At 73.6% G+C, this 20020-nt stretch carries 21 protein-coding genes; 1 reads left to right on the top strand and 20 read right to left on the bottom strand.

Annotated features, from left to right (window positions below; translation table 11 throughout):
* Positions 1 to 35: 35 nt before the first annotated feature.
* The 12 genes from coaBC to pyrR form a co-directional block, all read right to left on the bottom strand.
* Complete coding sequence (gene coaBC, locus O2W53_RS07185) at positions 36 to 1274, bottom strand: bifunctional phosphopantothenoylcysteine decarboxylase/phosphopantothenate--cysteine ligase CoaBC (protein ID WP_269162310.1); 1239 nt, start codon at positions 1272 to 1274, stop codon at positions 36 to 38.
* 122 nt (positions 1275 to 1396) lie between these two features.
* Positions 1397 to 1660: a DNA-directed RNA polymerase subunit omega gene (gene rpoZ, locus O2W53_RS07180; protein ID WP_269162309.1), complete on the bottom strand. Its 264-nt coding sequence runs from the start codon at positions 1658 to 1660 to the stop codon at positions 1397 to 1399.
* Positions 1661 to 1743: 83 nt separating this feature from the next.
* Complete coding sequence (gmk, locus tag O2W53_RS07175; protein WP_269162308.1) at positions 1744 to 2319, bottom strand: guanylate kinase; 576 nt, start codon at positions 2317 to 2319, stop codon at positions 1744 to 1746.
* 50 nt (positions 2320 to 2369) lie between these two features.
* Positions 2370 to 2699, bottom strand: a complete 330-nt coding sequence (gene mihF / locus O2W53_RS07170; RefSeq protein ID WP_269162307.1) for an integration host factor, actinobacterial type — start codon at positions 2697 to 2699, stop codon at positions 2370 to 2372.
* 217 nt (positions 2700 to 2916) lie between these two features.
* Positions 2917 to 3096: a hypothetical protein gene (locus tag O2W53_RS07165; protein WP_269162306.1), complete on the bottom strand. Its 180-nt coding sequence runs from the start codon at positions 3094 to 3096 to the stop codon at positions 2917 to 2919.
* A gap of 132 nt (positions 3097 to 3228) precedes the next feature.
* Positions 3229 to 4107 (bottom strand): orotidine-5'-phosphate decarboxylase, encoded by an 879-nt coding sequence (pyrF, locus tag O2W53_RS07160; RefSeq protein ID WP_269162305.1) that lies wholly within the window; start codon positions 4105 to 4107, stop codon positions 3229 to 3231.
* Entirely contained in the window at positions 4104 to 5468 is a 1365-nt protein-coding gene (locus tag O2W53_RS07155; protein ID WP_269162304.1) for a dihydroorotate oxidase, read from the bottom strand. The genes pyrF and O2W53_RS07155 overlap by 4 nt, the downstream gene beginning before the upstream one ends.
* Positions 5465 to 8779, bottom strand: a complete 3315-nt coding sequence (carB, locus tag O2W53_RS07150) for a carbamoyl-phosphate synthase large subunit (protein ID WP_269162303.1) — start codon at positions 8777 to 8779, stop codon at positions 5465 to 5467. Before carB ends, O2W53_RS07155 begins: the two co-directional genes overlap by 4 nt.
* Positions 8779 to 9939, bottom strand: coding sequence for a glutamine-hydrolyzing carbamoyl-phosphate synthase small subunit (carA, locus tag O2W53_RS07145; protein WP_269162302.1), 1161 nt, complete (start codon positions 9937 to 9939; stop codon positions 8779 to 8781). The genes carB and carA overlap by 1 nt, the downstream gene beginning before the upstream one ends.
* Before the next feature lie 73 nt (positions 9940 to 10012).
* Complete coding sequence (locus tag O2W53_RS07140) at positions 10013 to 11299, bottom strand: dihydroorotase (RefSeq protein ID WP_269162301.1); 1287 nt, start codon at positions 11297 to 11299, stop codon at positions 10013 to 10015.
* Positions 11296 to 12216 (bottom strand): aspartate carbamoyltransferase catalytic subunit, encoded by a 921-nt coding sequence (locus O2W53_RS07135; RefSeq protein ID WP_269162300.1) that lies wholly within the window; start codon positions 12214 to 12216, stop codon positions 11296 to 11298. The genes O2W53_RS07140 and O2W53_RS07135 overlap by 4 nt, the downstream gene beginning before the upstream one ends.
* Complete coding sequence (pyrR, locus tag O2W53_RS07130) at positions 12213 to 12836, bottom strand: bifunctional pyr operon transcriptional regulator/uracil phosphoribosyltransferase PyrR (protein WP_269162299.1); 624 nt, start codon at positions 12834 to 12836, stop codon at positions 12213 to 12215. The genes O2W53_RS07135 and pyrR overlap by 4 nt, the downstream gene beginning before the upstream one ends.
* Positions 12837 to 13089: 253 nt before the next feature.
* Between pyrR and bldD the strand changes: the two genes are divergently transcribed.
* A complete protein-coding gene (bldD, locus tag O2W53_RS07125) occupies positions 13090 to 13632 on the top strand; it encodes a transcriptional regulator BldD (protein ID WP_052091032.1) in 543 nt (180 codons plus the stop codon).
* 312 nt (positions 13633 to 13944) lie between these two features.
* Here the strand turns inward: bldD and O2W53_RS07120 are convergent, their stop codons facing one another.
* From O2W53_RS07120 to aroC, 8 genes are all read right to left on the bottom strand, one after another.
* Positions 13945 to 14595 carry a DUF6338 family protein gene (locus O2W53_RS07120; RefSeq protein ID WP_269162298.1) on the bottom strand — a complete coding sequence of 217 codons (651 nt, stop codon included), beginning with the start codon at positions 14593 to 14595 and terminating at the stop codon, positions 13945 to 13947.
* Positions 14596 to 14706: 111 nt separating this feature from the next.
* Positions 14707 to 15111 carry a transcription antitermination factor NusB gene (nusB, locus tag O2W53_RS07115; RefSeq protein WP_269162297.1) on the bottom strand — a complete coding sequence of 135 codons (405 nt, stop codon included), beginning with the start codon at positions 15109 to 15111 and terminating at the stop codon, positions 14707 to 14709.
* 4 nt (positions 15112 to 15115) lie between these two features.
* Positions 15116 to 15676 carry an elongation factor P gene (gene efp, locus O2W53_RS07110; RefSeq protein ID WP_269162296.1) on the bottom strand — a complete coding sequence of 187 codons (561 nt, stop codon included), beginning with the start codon at positions 15674 to 15676 and terminating at the stop codon, positions 15116 to 15118.
* A complete protein-coding gene (locus O2W53_RS07105; RefSeq protein WP_269162295.1) occupies positions 15677 to 16774 on the bottom strand; it encodes a M24 family metallopeptidase in 1098 nt (365 codons plus the stop codon).
* Positions 16771 to 17205: a type II 3-dehydroquinate dehydratase gene (gene aroQ / locus O2W53_RS07100; protein ID WP_036335050.1), complete on the bottom strand. Its 435-nt coding sequence runs from the start codon at positions 17203 to 17205 to the stop codon at positions 16771 to 16773. The genes O2W53_RS07105 and aroQ overlap by 4 nt, the downstream gene beginning before the upstream one ends.
* Positions 17202 to 18266: a 3-dehydroquinate synthase gene (gene aroB, locus O2W53_RS07095; RefSeq protein WP_269162294.1), complete on the bottom strand. Its 1065-nt coding sequence runs from the start codon at positions 18264 to 18266 to the stop codon at positions 17202 to 17204. Before aroB ends, aroQ begins: the two co-directional genes overlap by 4 nt.
* Entirely contained in the window at positions 18263 to 18799 is a 537-nt protein-coding gene (locus O2W53_RS07090; RefSeq protein ID WP_269162293.1) for a shikimate kinase, read from the bottom strand. Before O2W53_RS07090 ends, aroB begins: the two co-directional genes overlap by 4 nt.
* Positions 18796 to 19974 (bottom strand): chorismate synthase, encoded by a 1179-nt coding sequence (aroC, locus tag O2W53_RS07085; RefSeq protein WP_269162292.1) that lies wholly within the window; start codon positions 19972 to 19974, stop codon positions 18796 to 18798. The genes O2W53_RS07090 and aroC overlap by 4 nt, the downstream gene beginning before the upstream one ends.
* Positions 19975 to 20020: the final 46 nt, after the last annotated feature.

Below are 20020 nucleotides of genomic sequence, written 5' to 3'. Positions count from 1 at the left end.
GCGGGAGCTGACGCCCGTTCGGTGAGGCGGTGGGTTCACGGCTGCGGGGCGACCCGGCCGGCCACCACGTCCCAGATCGCGGCGGCGACCGCGTCCTTGCGACCGGCCGGCACGGCGGTCGCCGTCCCGTCGGCGGCCAGCACCGTCACCTCGTTCTCCGACCGGCCGAAGACCCGGCCGGCGGAGACGTCGTTGACCACCAGCAGGTCGACGCCCTTGCGGGCCAGCTTGGCGCGGGCGTGGGTCAGCACGTCGCCCTCGGCGTCGCCGGTCTCCGCGGCGAAACCGACGACGAGCTGACCGGCCGGCCGGGCGCCCACGAGCTCGACCAGGACGTCGGGGTTGCGGACCAGCTCCAGCGAGCTGGGCTCGGTGGTCCCGCCCTTCTTCAGCTTGCTGCCGGCCACCGTGGTGGGCCGGAAGTCGGCGACGGCGGCGGCCATGACGACGACGTCGGCCGGGCGCCCCATCTCCCCACCGGACGACTCGGCGTGCATCGCGAGCCGCAGCTCCTCGGCGGTCTCGACCGGGACCACCCGCACCCCGAAGGGGGCCGGCAGCTCGACGTTGGCCGCGACCAGCACCACCTCGGCGCCCCGGGCGGCGGCGACCCGGGCCAGCGCCCAGCCCTGCAGCCCGGACGAGCGGTTGCCCAGGAACCGCACCGGGTCCAGCGGCTCCCGGGTGCCACCGGCGCTGATCACGACCCGGCGGCCGCTGAGGTCCGGGGCGAGCGCGCCGGCACCGGCGGACAGCACCAGCTCGGCCAGCGCCGCGACGTCGGCCGGCTCGGGCAGCCGTCCGGGGCCGGAGTCCGGGCCGGTGAGCCGCCCCACCGCGGGGGGCAGCACGACGGCTCCGCGGCGGCGCAGCGTCGCGACGTTGTCCTGGGTGGCCGGGTGCAACCACATCTCGGTGTGCATGGCCGGCACGAAGACGACCGGGCAGTGCGCGGTGAGCAGCGTCGCGGTGAGCAGGTCGTCGGCCCGGCCGGCCGCTGCCCGAGCCAGCAGGTCTGCGGTGGCCGGGTTGACCAGGACCAGGTCGGCGGTCTGCCCGATCCGGACGTGGGCGACCTCCGGCACGTCGTCCCAGACCTCGGTGGACACCGGGTTCCCGCTGAGCGCCTCGAACGTCGCGGCACCGACGAAGCGCAGCGCCGACGCGGTGGGCACCACCCGGACGTCGTGGCCGGACTCGGTGAGGGCGCGCAGCAGCAGCGCGGACTTGTAGGCCGCGACGCCGCCACCCACGCCCAGGACGATCTGGCTCATGAGGTCCATCCTCCACACACGACGAAGCCCCCGGCACCAGCCGGGGGCTCCCTCATCAGTTCGGGGGCCGTTCGGCCCCCTCGCAGGCTCCCGCCGCGAGCGTGCGAGCGGCGGGGGTCCTCCTAGTTCTCGCCGGCGGTGTGGGCCAGCAGGCCGTCGTTGATCTCGCGGAGCGCGATGGAGAGCGGCTTCTCCTGGGGCGCGGTGTCGACCAGCGGGCCGACGTACTCCAGCAGGCCCTCGGAGAGCTGGCTGTAGTAGGCGTTGATCTGACGCGCGCGCTTGGCGGCGTAGATGACCAGCCCGTACTTGCTGGTGGTCCGCTCGAGCAGCTCGTCGATCGGCGGGTTGGTGATGCCCTCAGGGGCAGGTGCGACTCCGGACACGGGCGGGCGTGCTCCTCAACTCGGTGTGCGGGCGGGCGGCGGATGACTCCGCTCGGTCGCCTCGGGTGCGCCCTCGGCCGCGGTCAGGGACCAGCGGGCGGAGACGCAGTCAGCAAGCCTACCAACTCGTCCGCGGCTCTGGCCACGTCGTCGTTCACGACGACCACGTCGAACTCCCCCGAGGCGTCCAGTTCGGCCTGGGCGAGCGCCAGCCGGCGGGACTGCACCTCGGGCTGCTCGGTGCCCCGGCCGGCCAGCCGGCTGACCAGTTCCGCCCAGGACGGCGGGGCCAGGAAGACCAGTTGCGCCTCGGGCGCGCGCTCGCGCACCTGCCGGGCGCCCTGCAGTTCGATCTCCAGCAGCGCCGGGGCCCCGGAGGCCAGCTGCTCCTGTACCGGCGCGACCGGGGTGCCGTAGCGGTTGCCCGCGTACTCGGCCCATTCCAGCAGGCCGTCGTGCTCGATCAGCCAGTCGAAGTACTCGGGGTCGACGAACCAGTAGTGCTCGCCGTCCACCTCGCCGGGGCGCGGGGCACGCGTGGTGACCGACACCGACACCCAGACCTCCGGGTGCCGGCGCCGGACCTCGGCGACGACCGTGCCCTTCCCCACCCCGGAGGGACCCGAGAGGACCGTCAGGCGGGCAGGGGTGCGGGCCACGCTCGGCGTCCTCGGGCTGGGGGTCTGCGTCGGTCGGGACAGGGACGTGCTCAGGGCTCGACGACCTCGCCGGCGAACTCGGCCTCCAGCGCCTTGCGCTGGTTGGCGCCGAGACCACGGACGCGACGGGTCGGGGAGATCTCGAGGCGCTCCATGATCTTGGCAGCACGCGCCTTGCCGACCCCGGGGAGGGACTCGAGCACCGCGGAGACGCGCATCTTGCCGATGACCTCGTCGGTCTCGCCCTGCTTGAGGACGTCGCCGACCGTCGCGCCCTTGGTCTTCAGCCGCTCACGCAGTTCGGCACGGGCCTTGCGGGCCGCGGCGGCCTTCTCCAGGGCAGCGGCGCGCTGTTCGGGGGTCAGTTCGGGAAGGGGCACGGAGCAACCCAATCGTGTTCGTGCCGGCGCTGCGACCGGCGGTGTCGTTCGGTGTGGAGTGTGCCTGGACGGCGGCCCTCGGTATGAGCCTGGGCGCCAACCTAGTCACCTCGAACCCGCTGGTCATCCTGGACCCCGTGTCATCTGCGCCGGGCCGGTGTGCTGCACGGACACGCGATCGGACCGGACGGTGCAGTAACCGTGCCGTCACCGCTGGTCAGGCGGCGCGTCGTCGGCCGGCCCGCCGCCGCCCCAGCAGCCACCCGGCCAGGCCGGACAGCACCAGCAGCCCGGCCACGACCAGCACGGCACCGACGACGTGGCCGGCGGTCCAGAGCACCGCCCAGCGGTCGTCGTCGAAGGAGAGGGTCAGCCGACTCTGGTACGCCGTCTCCACCGGCAGGGGCGTGTAGGCGGCCCAGCCGCCGTCGGCCGGTGGCCCCGGCCGGTTGGCCCGCCAGAACAGGCGCGACGCCCAGCGCGCACAGCACCGCCCCGAGGGCCAGCACCAGCCGGGGCGCCGCGCGCCTCACGCGGTGAGCTCTGCCGTCCAGCGGTCGGCGGCGGCCCGCAGCGCGGCGGCGTCCGGCCCGGCCTGCAGCACGTCGCGGGAGACGGTGGGGACGACGGCGCGCCCGGTCCCGAACAACCGGCGCAGGTCGGCGACCGACCCGCCCTGGGCGCCCAGGCCCGGGGCGAGCACCGGCCCACCGAGCCCGTCGAGGTCGACGTCCAGGTCGGCCAGGGTGGCGCCCACGACGACGCCGAACGAGCCCGTGGTCGGGCCCCACCGGCCCGCCAGGTCGCGCACCGCGGCCATGTCGGGCAGCGGGTCGCCCACCACCCACCCCGGGGTGTTCCAGCCGCGCACGGTGTCGATGACGACCTGGGCGGCGGTCCGCTCCCCCACCAGCGCGTGTTGCAGCGTGCCGGCGTCCGGGTTCGAGGTGCGGGCCAGCACGAACAGCCCGCCGCCGTGCAGGCGGGCGGTGTCCACGGCCGGCTGCAGGGAACCCGGGCCCAGGAACGGGCTGACGGTCAGGGCGTCGACGGCGAGCGGGTGCTCGGGGCGCAGGTAGTCGGCGTAGGCGTCCATCGTGGAGCCGATGTCGCCGCGCTTGGCGTCCAGCAGCACCAGCGCCCCCTCCGCCCGGGCCCGGGCGACGGCATCCTCGAGCACGGCCAGCCCGCGGGAGCCGTGCCGCTCGTAGAAGGCCAGCTGCGGTTTGAGCACCGCAACGTGCCCGGCCAGCGCGTCCACGACGGCGTCGGTGAACCGGGCCAGCCCGTCGGGGCTGTCCGGCAGCCCCCAACGCTCGAGCAGCGGCACGTGCGGGTCGATGCCGACGCACAGCGGGCCGCGCGCGGCGACGGCGTCGGCCAGCCGCTCGCCGAAGGTGCCGCTCACGCCGCTGCCCCGGCGAACTCGGTGACGCACGCCCGGGCGAGGAACGGGTCGGCGAAGGCGCCGGTGGCGGTCTGCACGCCGGCCGCGCCGAGCTCCAACAGCGCCGCGCAGCTCGCCGGGTCGGTCACCCCGCCCATCGCCAGGACGTCGAAGTCGAAGCCGCCGGCCGCCCGCAGGTCCAGCAGCCGGGCGGTGAAGTCCAGGGCCAGATCGCGCACCGCCCGGCCGGAGACACCGGCCAGTGGCCGGCCCGGGAAGGTGGGCCGGCCGTCGGCGCGCTGCACCGTGCACTGCACCGTGTTGATCGCGGCCACCCCGTCCAGGTGCGGCGCGATCCGCGGCAGCAGCCCGGCCAGGGCGGGTGCGTCCAGCCAGGAGAGCTTGGCGACCAGCCCGGTGCTGCTGGACAGCGCGCGCCGGGTGGTCTCGACGATCGCGGTGGTCAGCTCGGCGTCCAGGCAGATCGGCGGGCGCACCCCGCCCCGGGCTGCGTCCAGCGCGTTGGGGCAGGACAGGTTGAGCTCGACCACCGGGGCGCCGGCGGACTCGGCCAGTCGTGCGGTGCGAGCGAAGTCCTCGGCGATCGCCTGCAGCTGCGGCGGGCCCTCGCCGTCGTCCTCACCCAGCACGCTGACCAGCAGCAGCTGGTCGTCGGCCAGGCAGCGGACAGCGGCGGCGACGTCCTCGGTCCAGACCGCCGGGTCCGGCGACGGCACCCCGAAGGAGTTCGCACTGGTCACCGCCGGGTCGCCGGGCGGCACCCAGTCGGACGGCTCGGCGGTGACCACCGGCGGCGGTCCGTCCAGCGCGAACGGCTCCCGCACCGCGGGGACGAACGCCCAGTTCGGGAACTCGTTGGCCGCGTGCGCCCGGCTGCGGACGGTCTTGTAGGTGAGCAGGTTGAAGCCGTTGCCGGCCAGGTACTGCACCCAGGCGGCGGTGCCGGTCATCGGGCAGGCGGGCACGCCGATCGGGAACCCGGTCCGCCGGCCGAGCACCTGCCAGCTGCCGGCGGCCCGCGGCCGGACCGGCAGCCGTGGCCCCGGCGGCCCGACGCGCGCAGCCGCCACGTCGTCGGTGAGGGCGTACGCCGGGAACTGCACCCCCGAGCGGGCCAGCAGCCGGTGTTGCCCCGTGGTGGCCAGCAGCCGGACCAGCGCGGGCAGGTCGCCGGCGTCCAGCCCGTCCCGGTCGAGTGCGGTCGTCAGCTCGGTGAGCCAGACCGGTTCGGGGGCGGGGGCACCGTCCAGGCGGGCGACGGCGGCGGTGTGCAGGGCCCGGAGCACCGGGCCGGTCAGCCCGGCCGCGCGCGCCTCCCGGCCCAGCTCGGCCGCAGTGGTCGCGCCCCCGCCCCCCCTCACGCCGTGGTCCCGGCTGCCGCCTGGGCGGCGGCCAGCGACTCGTGCAGGTCCTGCAGGCTGCGCACCCCGATGTCGCCCCGGCGGAGCGACTCGACGCCCTGCACGGTGGCCGCCATGCCCTGCACGGTGGTGATGCACGGGATGCCGGCGCTCACCGCGGCGGCGCGGATCTCGTACCCGTCCAGCCGCGGGCCGCTGTTGCCCGGCGTGCCGAACGGGGTGTTGACCACCAGGTCGATCTCGCCCGCCAGGATCCGCTCGACGATGTTGCCCGGCCCCTGCGAGAACTTCCCCACCACCTCGCAGGAGACGCCGTTGCGGCGGAGCACCTGGGCGGTGCCGACGGTGGCCAGCACCCGGAACCCGAGGTCGGCCAGCCGCTTCACCGGGAAGACCGCCGAGCGCTTGTCCCGGTTGGCCAGCGACACGAACACCGTCCCCCCGGTCGGCAGGTCGCCGTAGGCGGCCGCCTGGGACTTGGCGAACGCGGTTCCGAACTCCGCGTCGATGCCCATCACCTCACCGGTCGACTTCATCTCCGGCCCGAGCACGGTGTCCACCCCGTGGCCCTCGATGGTGCGGAACCGGTGGAAGGGCAGCACCGCCTCCTTCACCGCGATCGGGCCGTCGACCGGCAGGTCGGTGCCGTCCCCGGTGGCCGGCAGCACGCCCTCGGTGCGCAGCTGGGCGATCGTCTGGCCGACCGCGATCCGGGCCGCGGCCTTGGCCAGCTGCACCGCGGTCACCTTCGACACGAACGGCACGGTCCGGCTGGCGCGCGGGTTGGCCTCCAGCACGTAGAGGACGTCGTCCTTCAGCGCGTACTGCACGTTCATCAGCCCGCGCACACCGATCCGGGCGGCCAGCGCCTCGGTGGCCCGCCGGATGGTGTGCAGGTCCTCCCCGCCCAGGGTGATCGGCGGCAGGGCGCACGCCGAGTCGCCGGAGTGGATCCCGGCCTCCTCGATGTGCTCCATGACCCCGCCCAGGTACAGGTCGGTGCCGTCGTAGAGCGCATCGACGTCGATCTCCACGGCGTCCTCGAGGAACCGGTCGACCAGCACCGGGTGGTCGGCGCTCACGTCGGTGGCCTTGGTGATGTAGGCCTCCAGCATGGCGTCCTCGTAGACGATCTCCATCCCGCGCCCGCCGAGCACGTAGGAGGGCCGCACCAGCACCGGGTAGCCGATGGAGGCCGCGATCGCCACCGCCTCGGCCGACGTCGTCGCCATGCCGTGCTTGGGCGCGAGCAGGCCGGTGTCGGACAGCACCCGGGAGAACTCGCCGCGGTCCTCGGCCGCGTCGATCGACTCCGGGGACGTGCCCAGCACCGGGACGCCGGCGTCCTTGAGCCGCTGCGCCAGGCCCAGCGGGGTCTGCCCGCCGAGGGTGCAGATGACCCCGGCGACCGGGCCGGCGGCGCGCTCGGCCTCCACGACCTCCAGGACGTCCTCGAAGGTGAGCGGCTCGAAGTACAGCCGGTCGGCGGTGTCGTAGTCGGTGGAGACGGTCTCCGGGTTGCAGTTGACCATCACCGCCTCGTAGCCGGCGTCCTGCAGGGCCATCACCGCGTGCACGCAGGAGTAGTCGAACTCCACGCCCTGCCCGATCCGGTTCGGCCCCGACCCGAGGATCAGCACCGCCGGCCTCTCCCGCGGCTCCACCTCGGTCTCGGAGTCGTAGGAGGAGTAGTGGTACGGCGTCCGGGCGGCGAACTCGGCGGCGCAGGTGTCCACGGTCTTGTAGACCGGCCGGATGCCCAGCCGCCAGCGCAGCGTGCGGACGCCGTCCTCCCCCGCCAGCTCCGGCCGCAGCACGGCCACCTGGCGGTCGGACAGACCGTGCCGCTTGGCCCGGCGCAGCAGCTCCGGGGTCAGCGACGGCGCCTCCCGGACCTCCTCGCCGATCTCGTTGACCAGGGCGATCTGGTCGACGAACCAGGTGTCGAAGCCGCTGGCCTCGGACACCTGCTCGACGGTGGCGCCCGCGGCCAGGGCCCGCTGGGCGGTGTACAGCCGGCCGTCGACCGGGGTGCGCAGCTGCTCCACCAGTGCCGCGGCGTCCGCGGGCTGGGCGGCGTCGGTCCAGAACCCGGCCGCCGAGGTCTCGGTCGAGCGCATCGCCTTGCCGAGGGCCTCGGTGAAGTTGCGGCCCATCGCCATGACCTCGCCGACGCTCTTCATCGTCGTGGTCAGCCGCGGGTCGGCCCCGGGGAACTTCTCGAAGGCGAAGCGCGGGATCTTCACCACGACGTAGTCCAGCGACGGCTCGAACGACGCCGGGGTGACCCCGGTGATGTCGTTGGTGATCTCGTCGAGGGTGTAGCCGATGGCCAGCTTCGCGGCGATCTTGGCGATCGGGAAGCCGGTGGCCTTCGACGCCAGGGCACTGGACCGCGACACCCGCGGGTTCATCTCGATCACGACCAGGCGCCCGGTCTCCGGGTGCACGGCGAACTGGATGTTGCAGCCGCCGGTGTCCACGCCGACCTCGCGCAGGACGGCGATGCCGACGTCGCGCATCTGCTGGTACTCGCGGTCGGTGAGCGTCATCGCCGGGGCGACGGTCACCGAGTCACCGGTGTGCACGCCCATCGCGTCGATGTTCTCGATCGAGCAGATGACCACCACGTTGTCGCTGCGGTCGCGCATCAGCTCGAGCTCGAACTCCTTCCAGCCCAGCACCGACTCCTCGATCAGCACGGTGTGCACGGGTGAGTCGGCGAGCCCGTGGCCGGCCATCCGGCGCAGCATCGGCTCGTCGGTGGCGATCCCCGAGCCCAGCCCGCCCATGGTGAAGCTGGGCCGGATGACCACCGGGTAGCCGACCTCGGCGGCGGTGGCCAGCGCCTCCTCGACGGTCCCGCAGACCGTGGAGCGCGGGGCGTCGGCGCCGACGGACCGCACGATGTCCTTGAACTTCTGCCGGTCCTCGCCGCGGTTGATCGCGTCGACGTCGGCGCCGATGAGCTGGACGCCGTACTTCTCCAGCACCCCGTTCTCGTACAGCCCGATGGCGAGGTTCAGCGCCGTCTGGCCGCCCAGGGTGGCCAGCAGCGCGTCGGGGCGCTCCTTGGCGATCACCCGCTCGACGAACTCCGGGGTCAGCGGCTCCACGTAGGTGGCGTCGGCGACCTCGGGGTCGGTCATGATCGTCGCTGGGTTGCTGTTGACCAGGCTGACCCGCAGCCCCTCGGCCTTGAGCACCCGGCAGGCCTGGGTGCCCGAGTAGTCGAACTCGCTGGCCTGACCGATGACGATCGGCCCCGAGCCGATCACCAGCACGTGCTGGAGGTCTGTCCGCTTGGGCATCAGGCCTTCTCCCCCGTGCTCGTCTCGACGATGGGCGCAGGCGTCACAGCGCTGCCTTCCTTGGACGCGGCCATCAGGTCGACGAAGCGGCCGAACAGCGGGTTGGCGTCGTGCGGCCCGGCCGCGGCCTCCGGGTGGAACTGCACGCTGAACGCCGGGGTCTCCAGCAGCCGCAGGCCCTCGACCACCTGGTCGTTGAGCCCGACGTGGCTGACCTCGACCGGCCCGAACGGGGTGTCGGTCGGCCGGTCCAGCGGGGCGTCGACGGCGAAGCCGTGGTTGTGGCTGGTGACCCGCACCGTGCCGCTGACCCGGTCCAGCACCGGCTGGTTCAGCCCGCGGTGCCCGAAGCGCAGCTTGTAGGTGCCCAGGCCCAGCGCGCGGCCGAGGATCTGGTTGCCGAAGCAGATGCCGAACAGCGGACGGCGGGCCTCGAGCACCCCGCGCACCGCAGCGACCGCGTAGTCGGCGGCCGCCGGGTCGCCGGGGCCGTTGGAGACGAACACGCCGTCCACCCCGTGCTCGAGCAGCTGCTCGGCGGTCGCGGTCGCGGGCAGCACGTGCGTCTCGACACCGAGCTCGGCCAGGTACCGCGGGGTGGCGGTCTTGATGCCCAGGTCGAGGGCGGCGATGGTGAACCGCTTCTCCCCCACCGCCGGGACGACGTAGGGCTCGCTGGCGCTGACGCTCGGCGCCAGGTCCGCGCCGGTCATGCTCGGGCTCTCGGTCACCCGGGCCAGCAGTTCGTCCGCGCCCAGCTCCGTGCTGATCCCGGCGCGCATCGCCCCGCGGTCGCGCAGGTGGCGGGTCAGTGCGCGGGTGTCGATGCCGCTGATCCCCACCACGCCCTGGGCGACCAGCTCGTCGTCCAGGCTGCCGGTGGCCCGCCAGTTCGCCGGGCGGCGGGCGGGGTCACGGACGACGAAGCCGGCGACCCACATCCGGCGGCTCTCGTCGTCCTCGCCGTTGACGCCGGTGTTGCCGACGTGCGGCGCCGTCATGGTGATGATCTGGCCGGCGTAGCTGGGGTCGGTCAGCGTCTCCTGGTAGCCGGTCATCCCGGTGGAGAACACCGCCTCGCCGACCGTCGTGCCGGTCGCGCCGTAGGCGTCGCCGTGGAAGGTCCTGCCGTCCTCGAGCACGAGGATCGCGTCACTCACTTGTTCTCCTCGCTGCGCTCGTCGGCCGCGTTCGCGACCACTGCTGTGTACCTGGGTGAGCTCGCCAGCTCGCTCACTTCTGTGCCTTTCCGTCGAGCACGGTCGCCGCGCCCCGCAGGAACGTGGCGACCACCCGGCCGGGGAGCTCCCGGCCGGCATAGGGGCTGTTGCGGCTGCGGCTGGCCAGCGCGGCCGGGTCGACGGTGGCCCGGTGCGTGGGGTCCAGCAGCAGCAGGTTGGCCGGCTCGCCGACGGCGAGCGGGCGGCCGTGCCCGTCCAGACGGCCGATGGCCGCCGGTCGGACCGACATGCGGTCGGCGACGCCGCGCCAGTCGAGCAGCCCGGGCTCGACCATGGTCTGCACGACGATCGAGAGCGCCTGCTCCAGGCCGAGCATCCCCGGGCGGGCCGAGGCCCACTCGCTCTCCTTGTCCTCCACCGCGTGCGGCGCGTGGTCGGTGGCGACGGCGTCGATCGTGCCGTCGGCCAGCCCCGTCCGGAGCGCCTGGACGTCGGTGTCGCTGCGCAGCGGCGGGTTCACCTTGAACACCGGGTCGTAGGTCTCCGCGCACTGGTCGGTGAGCAGCAGGTGGTGCGGGGTGACCTCGGCGGTCACCTGGACCCCCCGTGACTTCGCCCAGCGCAGGATGTCCACCGAACCCGCCGTCGAGACGTGGCAGACGTGCAGCCGGGCGCCGACGTGCCCGGCCAGCAGCACGTCGCGGGCGATCACCGCCTCCTCGGCCGCGGCCGGCCAGCCGACCAGCCCGAGCCGGGCCGAGCGGTCGCCCTCGTTCATCTGGGCGCCCACGGTGAGCCGGGGCTCCTCGGCGTGCTGGGCGACGACGCCGTCCAGCGCCTTGACGTACTCCAGGGCGCGGCGCATCAGCGCCGGGTCGGCGACACAGTGCCCGTCGTCGGAGAACACCCGCACGCGGGCGGCGGAGTCGGCCATCGCGCCGAGCTCGGCCAGCCGCTCCCCGCGCAGGCCGACGGTGACCGCCCCGACCGGGACGACGTCGACCAGCCCGGCCTCCTGGCCCAGCCGCCAGACCTGCTCGACCACGCCGGCGGTGTCGGCGACCGGGTCGGTGTTGGCCATCGCGTGCACCGCGGTGAACCCGCCGAGCGCCGCCGCCCGGCTGCCGGTCTCGACCGTCTCGGCGTCCTCCCGGCCCGGCTCGCGCAGGTGGGTGTGCAGGTCGACCAGGCCGGGGAGCGCGACCAGCCCGGCCGCGTCGACCACCTGGGCGCCGTCGGCCTCCAGACCCGGGCCGATCGCGGCGATCCGGCCGTCCTCGATGCGGATGTCGACGGCGTCCTCGCCGTACGGGCGGGCGTTCGTGATCAGCAGACTCATTCGGGAGCCCCTCCCAACAGCAGGTACAGGACGGCCATGCGGACGCTCACGCCGTTGCCGACCTGGTCGACGATCGTGGAGCGGGGCGAGTCGGCCACCTCGGCGGCGATCTCCATGCCGCGGTTCATCGGGCCGGGGTGCATGACGATCGCGTCGTCCGGCAGCACCGCCATCCGGCGGGCGTCCAGGCCGTAGCGGCGGCTGTACTCGCGGGCGCTGGGGAAGAACGAGGCGTTCATCCGCTCGGCCTGCACCCGCAGCATCATCACCACGTCGGCCTTGGACAGGACGGCGTCCAGGTCGTAGCTGACCTGCACCGGCCAGCTGCCCACCCCCACGGGGAGCAGCGTCGGCGGCGCGACCAGGGTGACCTCGGCGCCCAGCGTGGACAGCAGCCAGACGTTGGAGCGGGCCACCCGGCTGTGCAGCACGTCGCCGACGAGGACCACCCGCACCCCGTCGAGCCGGCCCAGCCGCTGCCGGATCGTGTAGGCGTCCAGCAGCGCCTGGGTCGGGTGCTCGTGGGTGCCGTCGCCGGCGTTCACGACGCTGCCCTTCACCCACTGCGCCAGCCGGTGCGGGGCGCCGGAGGCCTGGTGCCGGATGACGATCGCGTCGCTGCCCATCGCCTCCAAGGTCAGCGCGGTGTCCTTGAGGCTCTCGCCCTTGGAGACGCTGCTGCCCTTGGCGGAGAAGTTGATGACGTCGGCGGAGAGCCGCTTGGCCGCCAGCTCGAAGGAGATCCGGGTGCGGGTGGAGTCCTCGTAGAAGAGGTTGACCACGGTGCGCCCACGCAGGGTGGGGAGCTTCTTGACCTCCCGGCCGGCGAGCGCCGACTCGATCTGGCCGGCGGTGTCCAGGACGAGGGTCGCGTCGGCCCGGTCCAGGTCCCCGGCCTCCAGCAGGTGCCGCTTCACGCGTCCGCCCCCTCGGTCAGCAGGACCTCGTCGAGCCCGTCGACCTCGGCCAGGTGCACCTTCACCGACTGGGTGCGGGAGGTCGGCACGTTCTTGCCCACGTAGTCGGCCCGGATCGGCAGCTCTCGGTGGCCGCGGTCGACCAGCACCGCCAGCTGCACCGCGCGGGGGCGGCCGAGGTCACGCAGTGCGTCCAGGGCGGCGCGCACCGACCGGCCGGAGAACAGGACGTCGTCGACGAGCACCACCAGCCGGCCGTCGACCCCGGCCCCCGGCAGCCGGGTGTCCTCCAGCGCACGGACCCCGCGCAGCCGCAGGTCGTCGCGGTAGAGGGTGATGTCGACGGTGCCGACGTCGACCGCCGTGCCGCTGAACGCCTCGATCCGGGCGGCCAGCCGGCGGGCCAGCGGGGCGCCGCGGGTGGGGATGCCGACGAGCACCAGGTCGGCGAGGCCACCGTCGGAGGCACCGGCGGCCGAGGCGCTCGCGGCCCGCTCGATCAGCTGGTGGGCGATCCGGTCGACCACCCGGGCGACGTCGTCCGCGCCCAGCAACGGCGGGGGGCCACCGGCGGAAGGCTCGGTGGGCGGTGGTGCGGGCAGCTCTGATGACATGGTCATCAAGCCTCCTTCCCCGCCTCACGGGACGGGTCGTTAAAGGAGATCTGCGCCGCCGGCCGGATCGGCCGACGGCGAGTGGGACCGGCGACGACGGTACTGCACCGGCGCAGGTGACCCGCATCGCGCCCGGGAGGCGGCCATGTGAACGGGATCTGACTCGTTGGGGGCGCCCGGACTGTCGCCGCGCGGGCTGTACCAGTACTCTGCGTCACCAGAACCGTTCCCTACCGACGACAGTCAGTGAGCAGAGGTCATGAGCACCGACTACTCCAGGGCGCTGGGCGCCCGCCTGCGGGCCATCCGCAACCAGCAAGGGCTGTCGTTGCAGGGCGTGGAGGACAAGTCCCACGGCCGGTGGAAGGCCGTCGTCGTCGGCTCCTACGAGCGCGGCGACCGTGCGGTCACCGTGCAGCGGCTGTCCGAGCTGGCCGTCTTCTACGGCGTCCCCGTCTCCGAGCTGCTGCCCGACCCGCGGCCGAGCTCCGCGGTCACCAAGAGCACCAAGATCGTGCTCAACCTGGAGTCGCTGGGCTCGCTGCCCGCCGACGAGGCCGGCCCGCTGGCCCGCTACGCCTCGACCATCCAGGCGCAGCGACACGACTACAACGGCAAGGTGCTCTCGATCCGCGCCGAGGACCTCAAGTCGCTGGCGATCATCTACGACATGAGCCCCGACGAGCTGACCACCCGGCTCATCGAGTGGGGTGTGCTCTCCCCGGGCGCCGACGGCGTCGGCTACGCCACCGAGGACGACGACGAGGCGAACTGGGGCGACCGCCGCCGCGCTCCGCGCTGACCCGACCAACGCAAAGAGGCCCCACCCGCTCAGCGGGCGGGGCCTCTGCGTATGTCAGCGCTCATGGAGGACCGACGGTCCGGGCGGGCCGCGACGCCCTCACGAGGCAGGCGCGCTCTATAGGTGGAACCCAGCCATCACGTCACTTCTTGGCCTGAGTGCTCGAAGTGGGTGCGCCAGGCGCGGGGCCCTTGGGCGCCTTGGGCATTGCCGAGATGACGCGCCCTGTGCTGGGGTACCCGCCCTTCTTGTCAAAGCCTGAGTGCTTGAGCTCTTTCGTCTCCCGCGAGGGAGCCTTCCCTGGCCCTGCCATCAGACCTCCACGATGTCGGCGTACTCGACTTCTTCCCAGCGTATGAGCAAGGAGCTTCGTCCTTCAACAGGCTGGAACGAACCGTTGTCGTCGGTGATGAACTCGCCGGTGTCGCGGTCGACTTGCACCTGGAGGCTGAGGAAGAGGTCCGCCGCCTCCGGGTAGCCGGCGGCATAGGACTGCGGCGCTCCCTCGACGTTCCCGAAGAAGCCCGCCAACCAGGGCCCAGACTTGAGCTTGAGCCGGACCACGCTTGTGCGTTCTGGCTGCGTCCAGACGTGGTCCCACGCACGCGGCTCGGGCGAAGACCCGGTCAAGACCCTTACCCAGCGCCACCGCTTCTTCCGGCCGTACCCCACCAGGCTGCCCACCAACGTCGGCAGGACGACGTAGACAACAGCGACGCCCTCGAGTTGCCATGCGTTGACTTCGCCTCGCCCGAGTCTCCCGGAGTCGATCCACACCCGATACAGCTGCAGCTCGGGCCCGATGAGGAAGGCATGGAAGATGGCGGATGCCGCGAGAAACCGGATCAAGCGGTCGGCGAGGCTTACGCCATAGGCGCCCGCGAGCCGCTCGTAAGCGAAGGTGTACGACGCTCCCGGCAGAACGGCCAAGATCGACACCGCCAGTGCCTGGAAGGTGTTCACCCTCGGAGGCTGTCAGATCCACCCGACAGTTCGCCGGTCGCAGACGAGGGCAGCGTCAGGAGCGCGAAAGGCCCGCTCCGGAGCCGGAGCGGGCCTCCTCTGGTTCGGATGTCAGGTGGGGATCTCGGCGCGGACGATGCCGCCGAGCACTCCGTTCACGTAGGCCGGCGAGTCGTCCGTGGACAGCGCCTTGGCCAGCTCCACCGCCTCGTCGATCACCACCGCGTCGGGGACGTCGTCGACCCACAGCAGTTCGTAGACCGCCATCCGCAGGATGGCCCGGTCGACGTCGGGCAACCGGTCGAGCGACCAGCCGGAGGCGTGCTCCTCGATCAGCTCGTCGATCCGGGCCTGCTGCCCGACGACGCCCTCGACCAGCCGGACGGCGTGCTCGGGCACCGGCGGGTTGCCGTCGGCGACGCGGTCGCGCAGGACCTCCAGCGGGTCACTGGAACGCAGGTCGGCCTCGTAGAGGACGTCGACCGCGCGCTTGCGCGCCTTGGAACGGGCTGCCACGAGGTCAGCTGACCCGGCCGAGGTAGCGACCGTCGCGGGTGTCGACCTTCAGCTTCTCGCCGGTGGTGATGAACAGCGGCACCTGGATCTCCGCCCCCGTCTCCAGGGTCGCCGGCTTGGTGCCACCGGTGGAGCGGTCGCCCTGCAGGCCCGGGTCGGTGTGCTGCACGACCAGCTCCAGGGTCACCGGCAGCTCGACGTACAGCGGGGTGCCGTCGTGCACCGCCACGGTGACCTCGGTGTTCTCCAGCAGGTAGTCGGCCCCGCTCCCCAGCGTCGCGGCCGAGACCGGGATCTGGTCGAAGGTGTCGCCGTCCATGAAGACGTAGTCGGCGCCGTCCTGGTAGAGGTACGTCATCGACCGCTTGTCGACGTTCGCCGTCTCGACCTTCGTGCCGGCGTTGAACGTCCGGTCGACGACCTTGCCGGAGAGCACGTTCTTCAAGGTCGTGCGGACGAAGGCGCCGCCCTTGCCCGGCTTCACGTGCTGGAAGTCGGTGACGGTCCACAGCTGGCCGTCCAGGTTGAGGACGGTGCCGTTCTTGAGGTCGTTGGTGGTAGCCATCTAGAGGACCAGCAGTTCCTTGCTCGTGAGGGTCAACAACTCGGGCTCGTCGTCCGTGACGATCAAGGTGTCCTCGATCCGGACACCGCCGTGGCCGGGCAGGTACACGCCTGGTTCCACGGTGACGGCCATGCCAGCGGCCAGGGTACCTGCGCCCAGCGCCGAGATGCCCGGAGCCTCGTGGATCTCCAGGCCGACACCGTGCCCGAGGCCGTGGGTGAAGTGCTCACCGTGCCCGGCGGCGACGATGACGTCGCGGGCCGCGGCGTCCACCGCAGTCACCTCGGCACCCACCGCGAGGGCCGCACGGCCGGCCGCCTGCGAGGCCGCCACCAGCTCGTACACCTCGCGCTGCCAGTCGGCGGCGTGGCCCAGCACGAGGGTGCGGGTCATGTCGGAGTGGTAGCCGTCGACGGTGGCCCCGAAGTCGAGCTTGAGGAAGTCGCCCGCAACCAGCTCGGTGGAGTCGGGCCGGTGGTGCGGGATGGCCGAGTTCGCCCCGGTCGCCACGATCGTCTCGAAGCTCGGCGCCTCGGCACCCAGGGCGAGCATCCGGGCGTCCAGCTCCCGGCCCACCTGCAGCTCGGTGCGCCCGGGCCGCAGCGCACCCTCGGCGGCCAGCTCGGCGAGTGCGGCGTCGGCGACCGCGCAGGCCCGGCGGAGCGCCTCCACCTCATCCTCGTCCTTGATCGCCCGCAGCGCCTCGACCGCCCGCCGGACGCTCACCAGCTCCACGGCCGCGCCGTCCTCACCGAGCAGCCGCTCGAGGCCGCGCAGCTCGTCGACGGTGACCACGTGGGACTCGAAGCCCAGCCGGGTCGCCCCGCCGGTGCGCGCGGCCCGGGCCAGGGCGGGCATCGTGGCGCGGTCGACCAGCAGCTCCACGTCGGGCACCTGGGTGCCGGCCTGGGTGGTGTACCGGCCGTCGGTGCCGAACACGTCGGCCCCGTCCACGCGCAGCAGCAGCGCCCCGTTGGAGCCGGTGAAGCCGGTCAGGTACCGGACGTTGAGCAGGTCGGTGACCAGGACGGCGTCCAGCCCGGCCGAGGCGGCGGTGGCGCGCAGCCGGTCCCGGCGCCCGGCCTCGGGCCGGGTCATCGTGCACCCCGCGCGGCCAGGTGGCGCAGCGCCAGCTCGTAGCCCTGCACGCCGAGCCCGACGATCACCCCGTCGGCGACGGCGGAGACGTACGAATGGTGCCGGAACGGCTCGCGGGTGTGCACGTTGCTGATGTGCACCTCCACCACCGGGGCGGGGACGGCGGCCAGCGCGTCGCGCAGGACGACGGAGGTGTGCGACCACCCGCCGGGGTTGATCACCACCGGGTCGCCGGCGTCGGTGGCGTCGTGCACCCAGCCGAGCAGCTCGCCCTCGGAGTCGGTCTGCCGGACGACGACGTCCAGCCCCAGCTCGGCGGCGGCGGCCTCGATCAGCTGCACCAGTTCGGCATGCGTGGTCGTGCCGTAGACCTCGGGCTCGCGGGTGCCGAGCCGGCCGAGGTTGGCGCCGTTGAGCACCTGGATCGTCATGCACGGTCTCCGTTCACGGCTGCCCAGGCGGCGTCCAGCCAGGCCTGGTCGGGATCGGTCAGGATGGCCGGGGCGCCCAGCCCGTCGAGGACGACGAAGCGCAGCGAGGCACCGCGGGCCTTCTTGTCCACCCGCATCACCGACTGCAGCTGCGCCCAGTCGCCCCGGTAGGTGGTCGGCAGCCCCAGGGCGGCGACCAGCTCACGGTGCCGGTCGGCGTCGGCGCGGGACAGCCGCCCGGCCTGGCAGGCCAGCTCGGCGTCGAACAGCAGCCCCACCGCCACGGCCTCCCCGTGCCGCCAGCCAAAGTCCTCGACCCGCTCGATCGCGTGCCCCAGGGTGTGGCCGTAGTTGAGGAACTCCCGGCGTCCGGTGTCGTAGAGGTCGTCGGCCACGGCATCGGCCTTGACCTGCACGGCGCGGGCGATCAGCTCGGCGGTGTCGGCCCGGCCGGTGGGATCGGCCGCCAGCAGCTCGAGGATGCGCCCGTCGGCGATGAACCCGCACTTGACCACCTCGGCCAGCCCGGACCGGAACTCCGCCGCGGGCAGGTCGGCCAGCGCATCGGTGTCGGCCAGCACGGCGGCCGGTGGGTGGAAGGCGCCGACCAGGTTCTTGCCGGCGGCGGTGTTGATGCCGGTCTTGCCGCCGACCGCGGCGTCCACCATCGCCAGCAGGCTGGTCGGCACCTGCACCACCCGGATCCCGCGGGTCCAGGTGGCGGCCAGGAAGCCGGCCAGGTCGGTGACCGCTCCCCCACCGATGCCCACCACAGCGTCGGACCGGGTGAGCCCCAGCCGGCCGAACTCCTCCCAGGCGCCGGCGGCGACCTCGGCGGTCTTCGCGGCCTCGCCGTCGGGGACGACGACCGCCTCGGCGGCGACCCCCGCCTGCTGCAGCGTCTCGACCGCGGCACCGGCCGCGGCCGCCAGCGCCCGGCTGTGCACCACGGCCGCGCGGGCGGTGCCGTCGAGCACCAGACCGAGCTGCGCCTGCACGCCCGCGCCGATGAGCACGTCGTAGGGCCGGTCACCGCCGACGGTGATCCGCTGGGCGGTCACGGGGTGCCCGCCCCGACGGCGGTGAGCACGTCGGCCACCACGTCCTCCACCGGACGGGCCGAGGTGACGACGGTCGCGGTGGCGACCTCGGCGTAGAGCGGGGCGCGGGTCTCCAGCATGGTCCGCAGCATGGCGCGTGGGTTGACCGCCAGCAGCGGCCGGTCCCGGGACAGCCCCACCCGCTTGGCCGCCGAGGTGACGTCGACGTCCAGCCAGACGACCGCCCGGCCGGCCCGGCCGTGGGCGACCAGCCGCTCCCGGGTGGCCGCGCTGGTGACCGCACCGCCGCCGAGGGCCAGCACCCCGTCGTGCTCGGCCATCGCCCGGGCCACGGCCTGCTCCTCCAGCGCCCGGAAGTGCGGCTCGCCCTGCTGGACGAAGAGGTCGGCCACCGTCGTCCCGGCCTGGGCCTCCACGTCGGCGTCGGTGTCCCGGAACGGCAGGCCCAGGGCCTGGGCGACCGCCGCGCCCACCGTCGACTTGCCCGACGCCGGCGGGCCGACCACGACCAGCGCGGGGCCGGTCCCGCTCATCGGTAGGTGAGGGCGTCGAGGTACCCCTGGACGTTGCGGCGGGTCTCCGGCACGGAGTCACCACCGAACTTCTCCAGCACCGCGTCGGCGAGCACCAGGGCGACCATCGCCTCCATCACCACGCTGCCGCGCGGCACCGCGCAGGCGTCGCTGCGCTGGTTGATCGCGACCGCGGCCTCGCCGGTGGCGGTGTCGATCGTGGCCAGCGCGCGCGGCACGGTGCTGATCGGCTTCATCGCGGCGCGCACCCGCAGCACCTCGCCGTTGGTCATGCCGCCCTCGACACCGCCGGCCCGGTCGGTGAGCCGGCGGAGCTCGCCCCCGTCCAGCTCGATCTCGTCGTGGGCGACCGAGCCGCGCCGGCGGGCGGTCTCCAGCCCGTCACCGACCTCGACCGCCTTGACCGACTGCACGCCCATCAGCGCCCCGGCCAGCCGGGAGTCCAGCCGGCGGTCCCAGTGGACGTGGCTGCCCAGGCCCGGCGGCAGGCCGTGGACGACGACCTCGATCACGCCGCCCAGGGTGTCGCCGGCCTTGCGGGCGTCGTCGATCTCGGCGGTCATCCGCGCGCTGGTGGCCGGGTCGGCGCAGCGCACCGGGTCCTCGTCCAGCCGCGGGTTGTCCTCCGGGCCGGGCAGCACCCCGTCGGGGACGGTGACCGGCCCGATCCCCACCACGTGGCTGACCACCCGCACGCCGAGCACCTGGTGCAGGAACGCCTGCGCCACGGTGCCCAGCGCCACGCGGGCGGCGGTCTCCCGCGCGCTGGCCCGCTCCAGCACCGGGCGGACGTCGTCGAAGCCGTACTTCTGCATGCCGGCGAGGTCGGCGTGGCCGGGCCGGGGGCGGGTGAGCGGGGCGTTGCGCGCCTGCCCCTCCAGCACCTCCGCGTCGACCGGGTCGGCGGCCATGACGCTCTGCCACTTCGGCCACTCGGTGTTGCCGACCTGGACGGCGATCGGTCCGCCCTGGGTCACCCCGTGCCGGACGCCGCCGGTGAGGGTGACGACGTCCTCCTCGAAGCTCATCCGTGCACTCCGGCCGTGGCCGAGCCGGCGGCGGGAGAGCTGGGCGTCGAGGTCGGCGGTCTGCACCCGCACCCCGGCGGGCAGCCCCTCCAGGATGGCGGTGAGCTGTTGACCGTGCGACTCACCTGCGGTCAACCAGCGCAACATGCCGGCGATTCTAGAAGGACCCCCTCTCCCGCCGTCCGCCGCGGGC

Source organism: Modestobacter sp. VKM Ac-2978, from assembly GCF_026968025.1.
Taxonomy (GTDB): Bacteria; Actinomycetota; Actinomycetes; order Mycobacteriales; family Geodermatophilaceae; genus Modestobacter.
The sequence above is the reverse complement of the archived record's forward strand: the minus strand, read 5'-3'. Positions and strand labels throughout refer to the sequence as shown.

Coding starts and splice junctions, on each gene's coding strand:
- coaBC (WP_269162310.1), bottom strand. CDS start 1,274: ATGAGCCAGATCGTCCTGGGCGTGGGTGGCGGCGTCGCGGCCTACAAG.
- carB (WP_269162303.1), bottom strand. CDS start 8,779: ATGCCCAAGCGGACAGACCTCCAGCACGTGCTGGTGATCGGCTCGGGG.
- O2W53_RS07140 (WP_269162301.1), bottom strand. CDS start 11,299: ATGAGTCTGCTGATCACGAACGCCCGCCCGTACGGCGAGGACGCCGTC.
- pyrR (WP_269162299.1), bottom strand. CDS start 12,836: ATGACCATGTCATCAGAGCTGCCCGCACCACCGCCCACCGAGCCTTCC.
- bldD (WP_052091032.1), top strand. CDS start 13,090: ATGAGCACCGACTACTCCAGGGCGCTGGGCGCCCGCCTGCGGGCCATC.
- efp (WP_269162296.1), bottom strand. CDS start 15,676: ATGGCTACCACCAACGACCTCAAGAACGGCACCGTCCTCAACCTGGAC.
- O2W53_RS07105 (WP_269162295.1), bottom strand. CDS start 16,774: ATGACCCGGCCCGAGGCCGGGCGCCGGGACCGGCTGCGCGCCACCGCC.
- aroQ (WP_036335050.1), bottom strand. CDS start 17,205: ATGACGATCCAGGTGCTCAACGGCGCCAACCTCGGCCGGCTCGGCACC.
- O2W53_RS07090 (WP_269162293.1), bottom strand. CDS start 18,799: ATGAGCGGGACCGGCCCCGCGCTGGTCGTGGTCGGCCCGCCGGCGTCG.
- aroC (WP_269162292.1), bottom strand. CDS start 19,974: ATGTTGCGCTGGTTGACCGCAGGTGAGTCGCACGGTCAACAGCTCACC.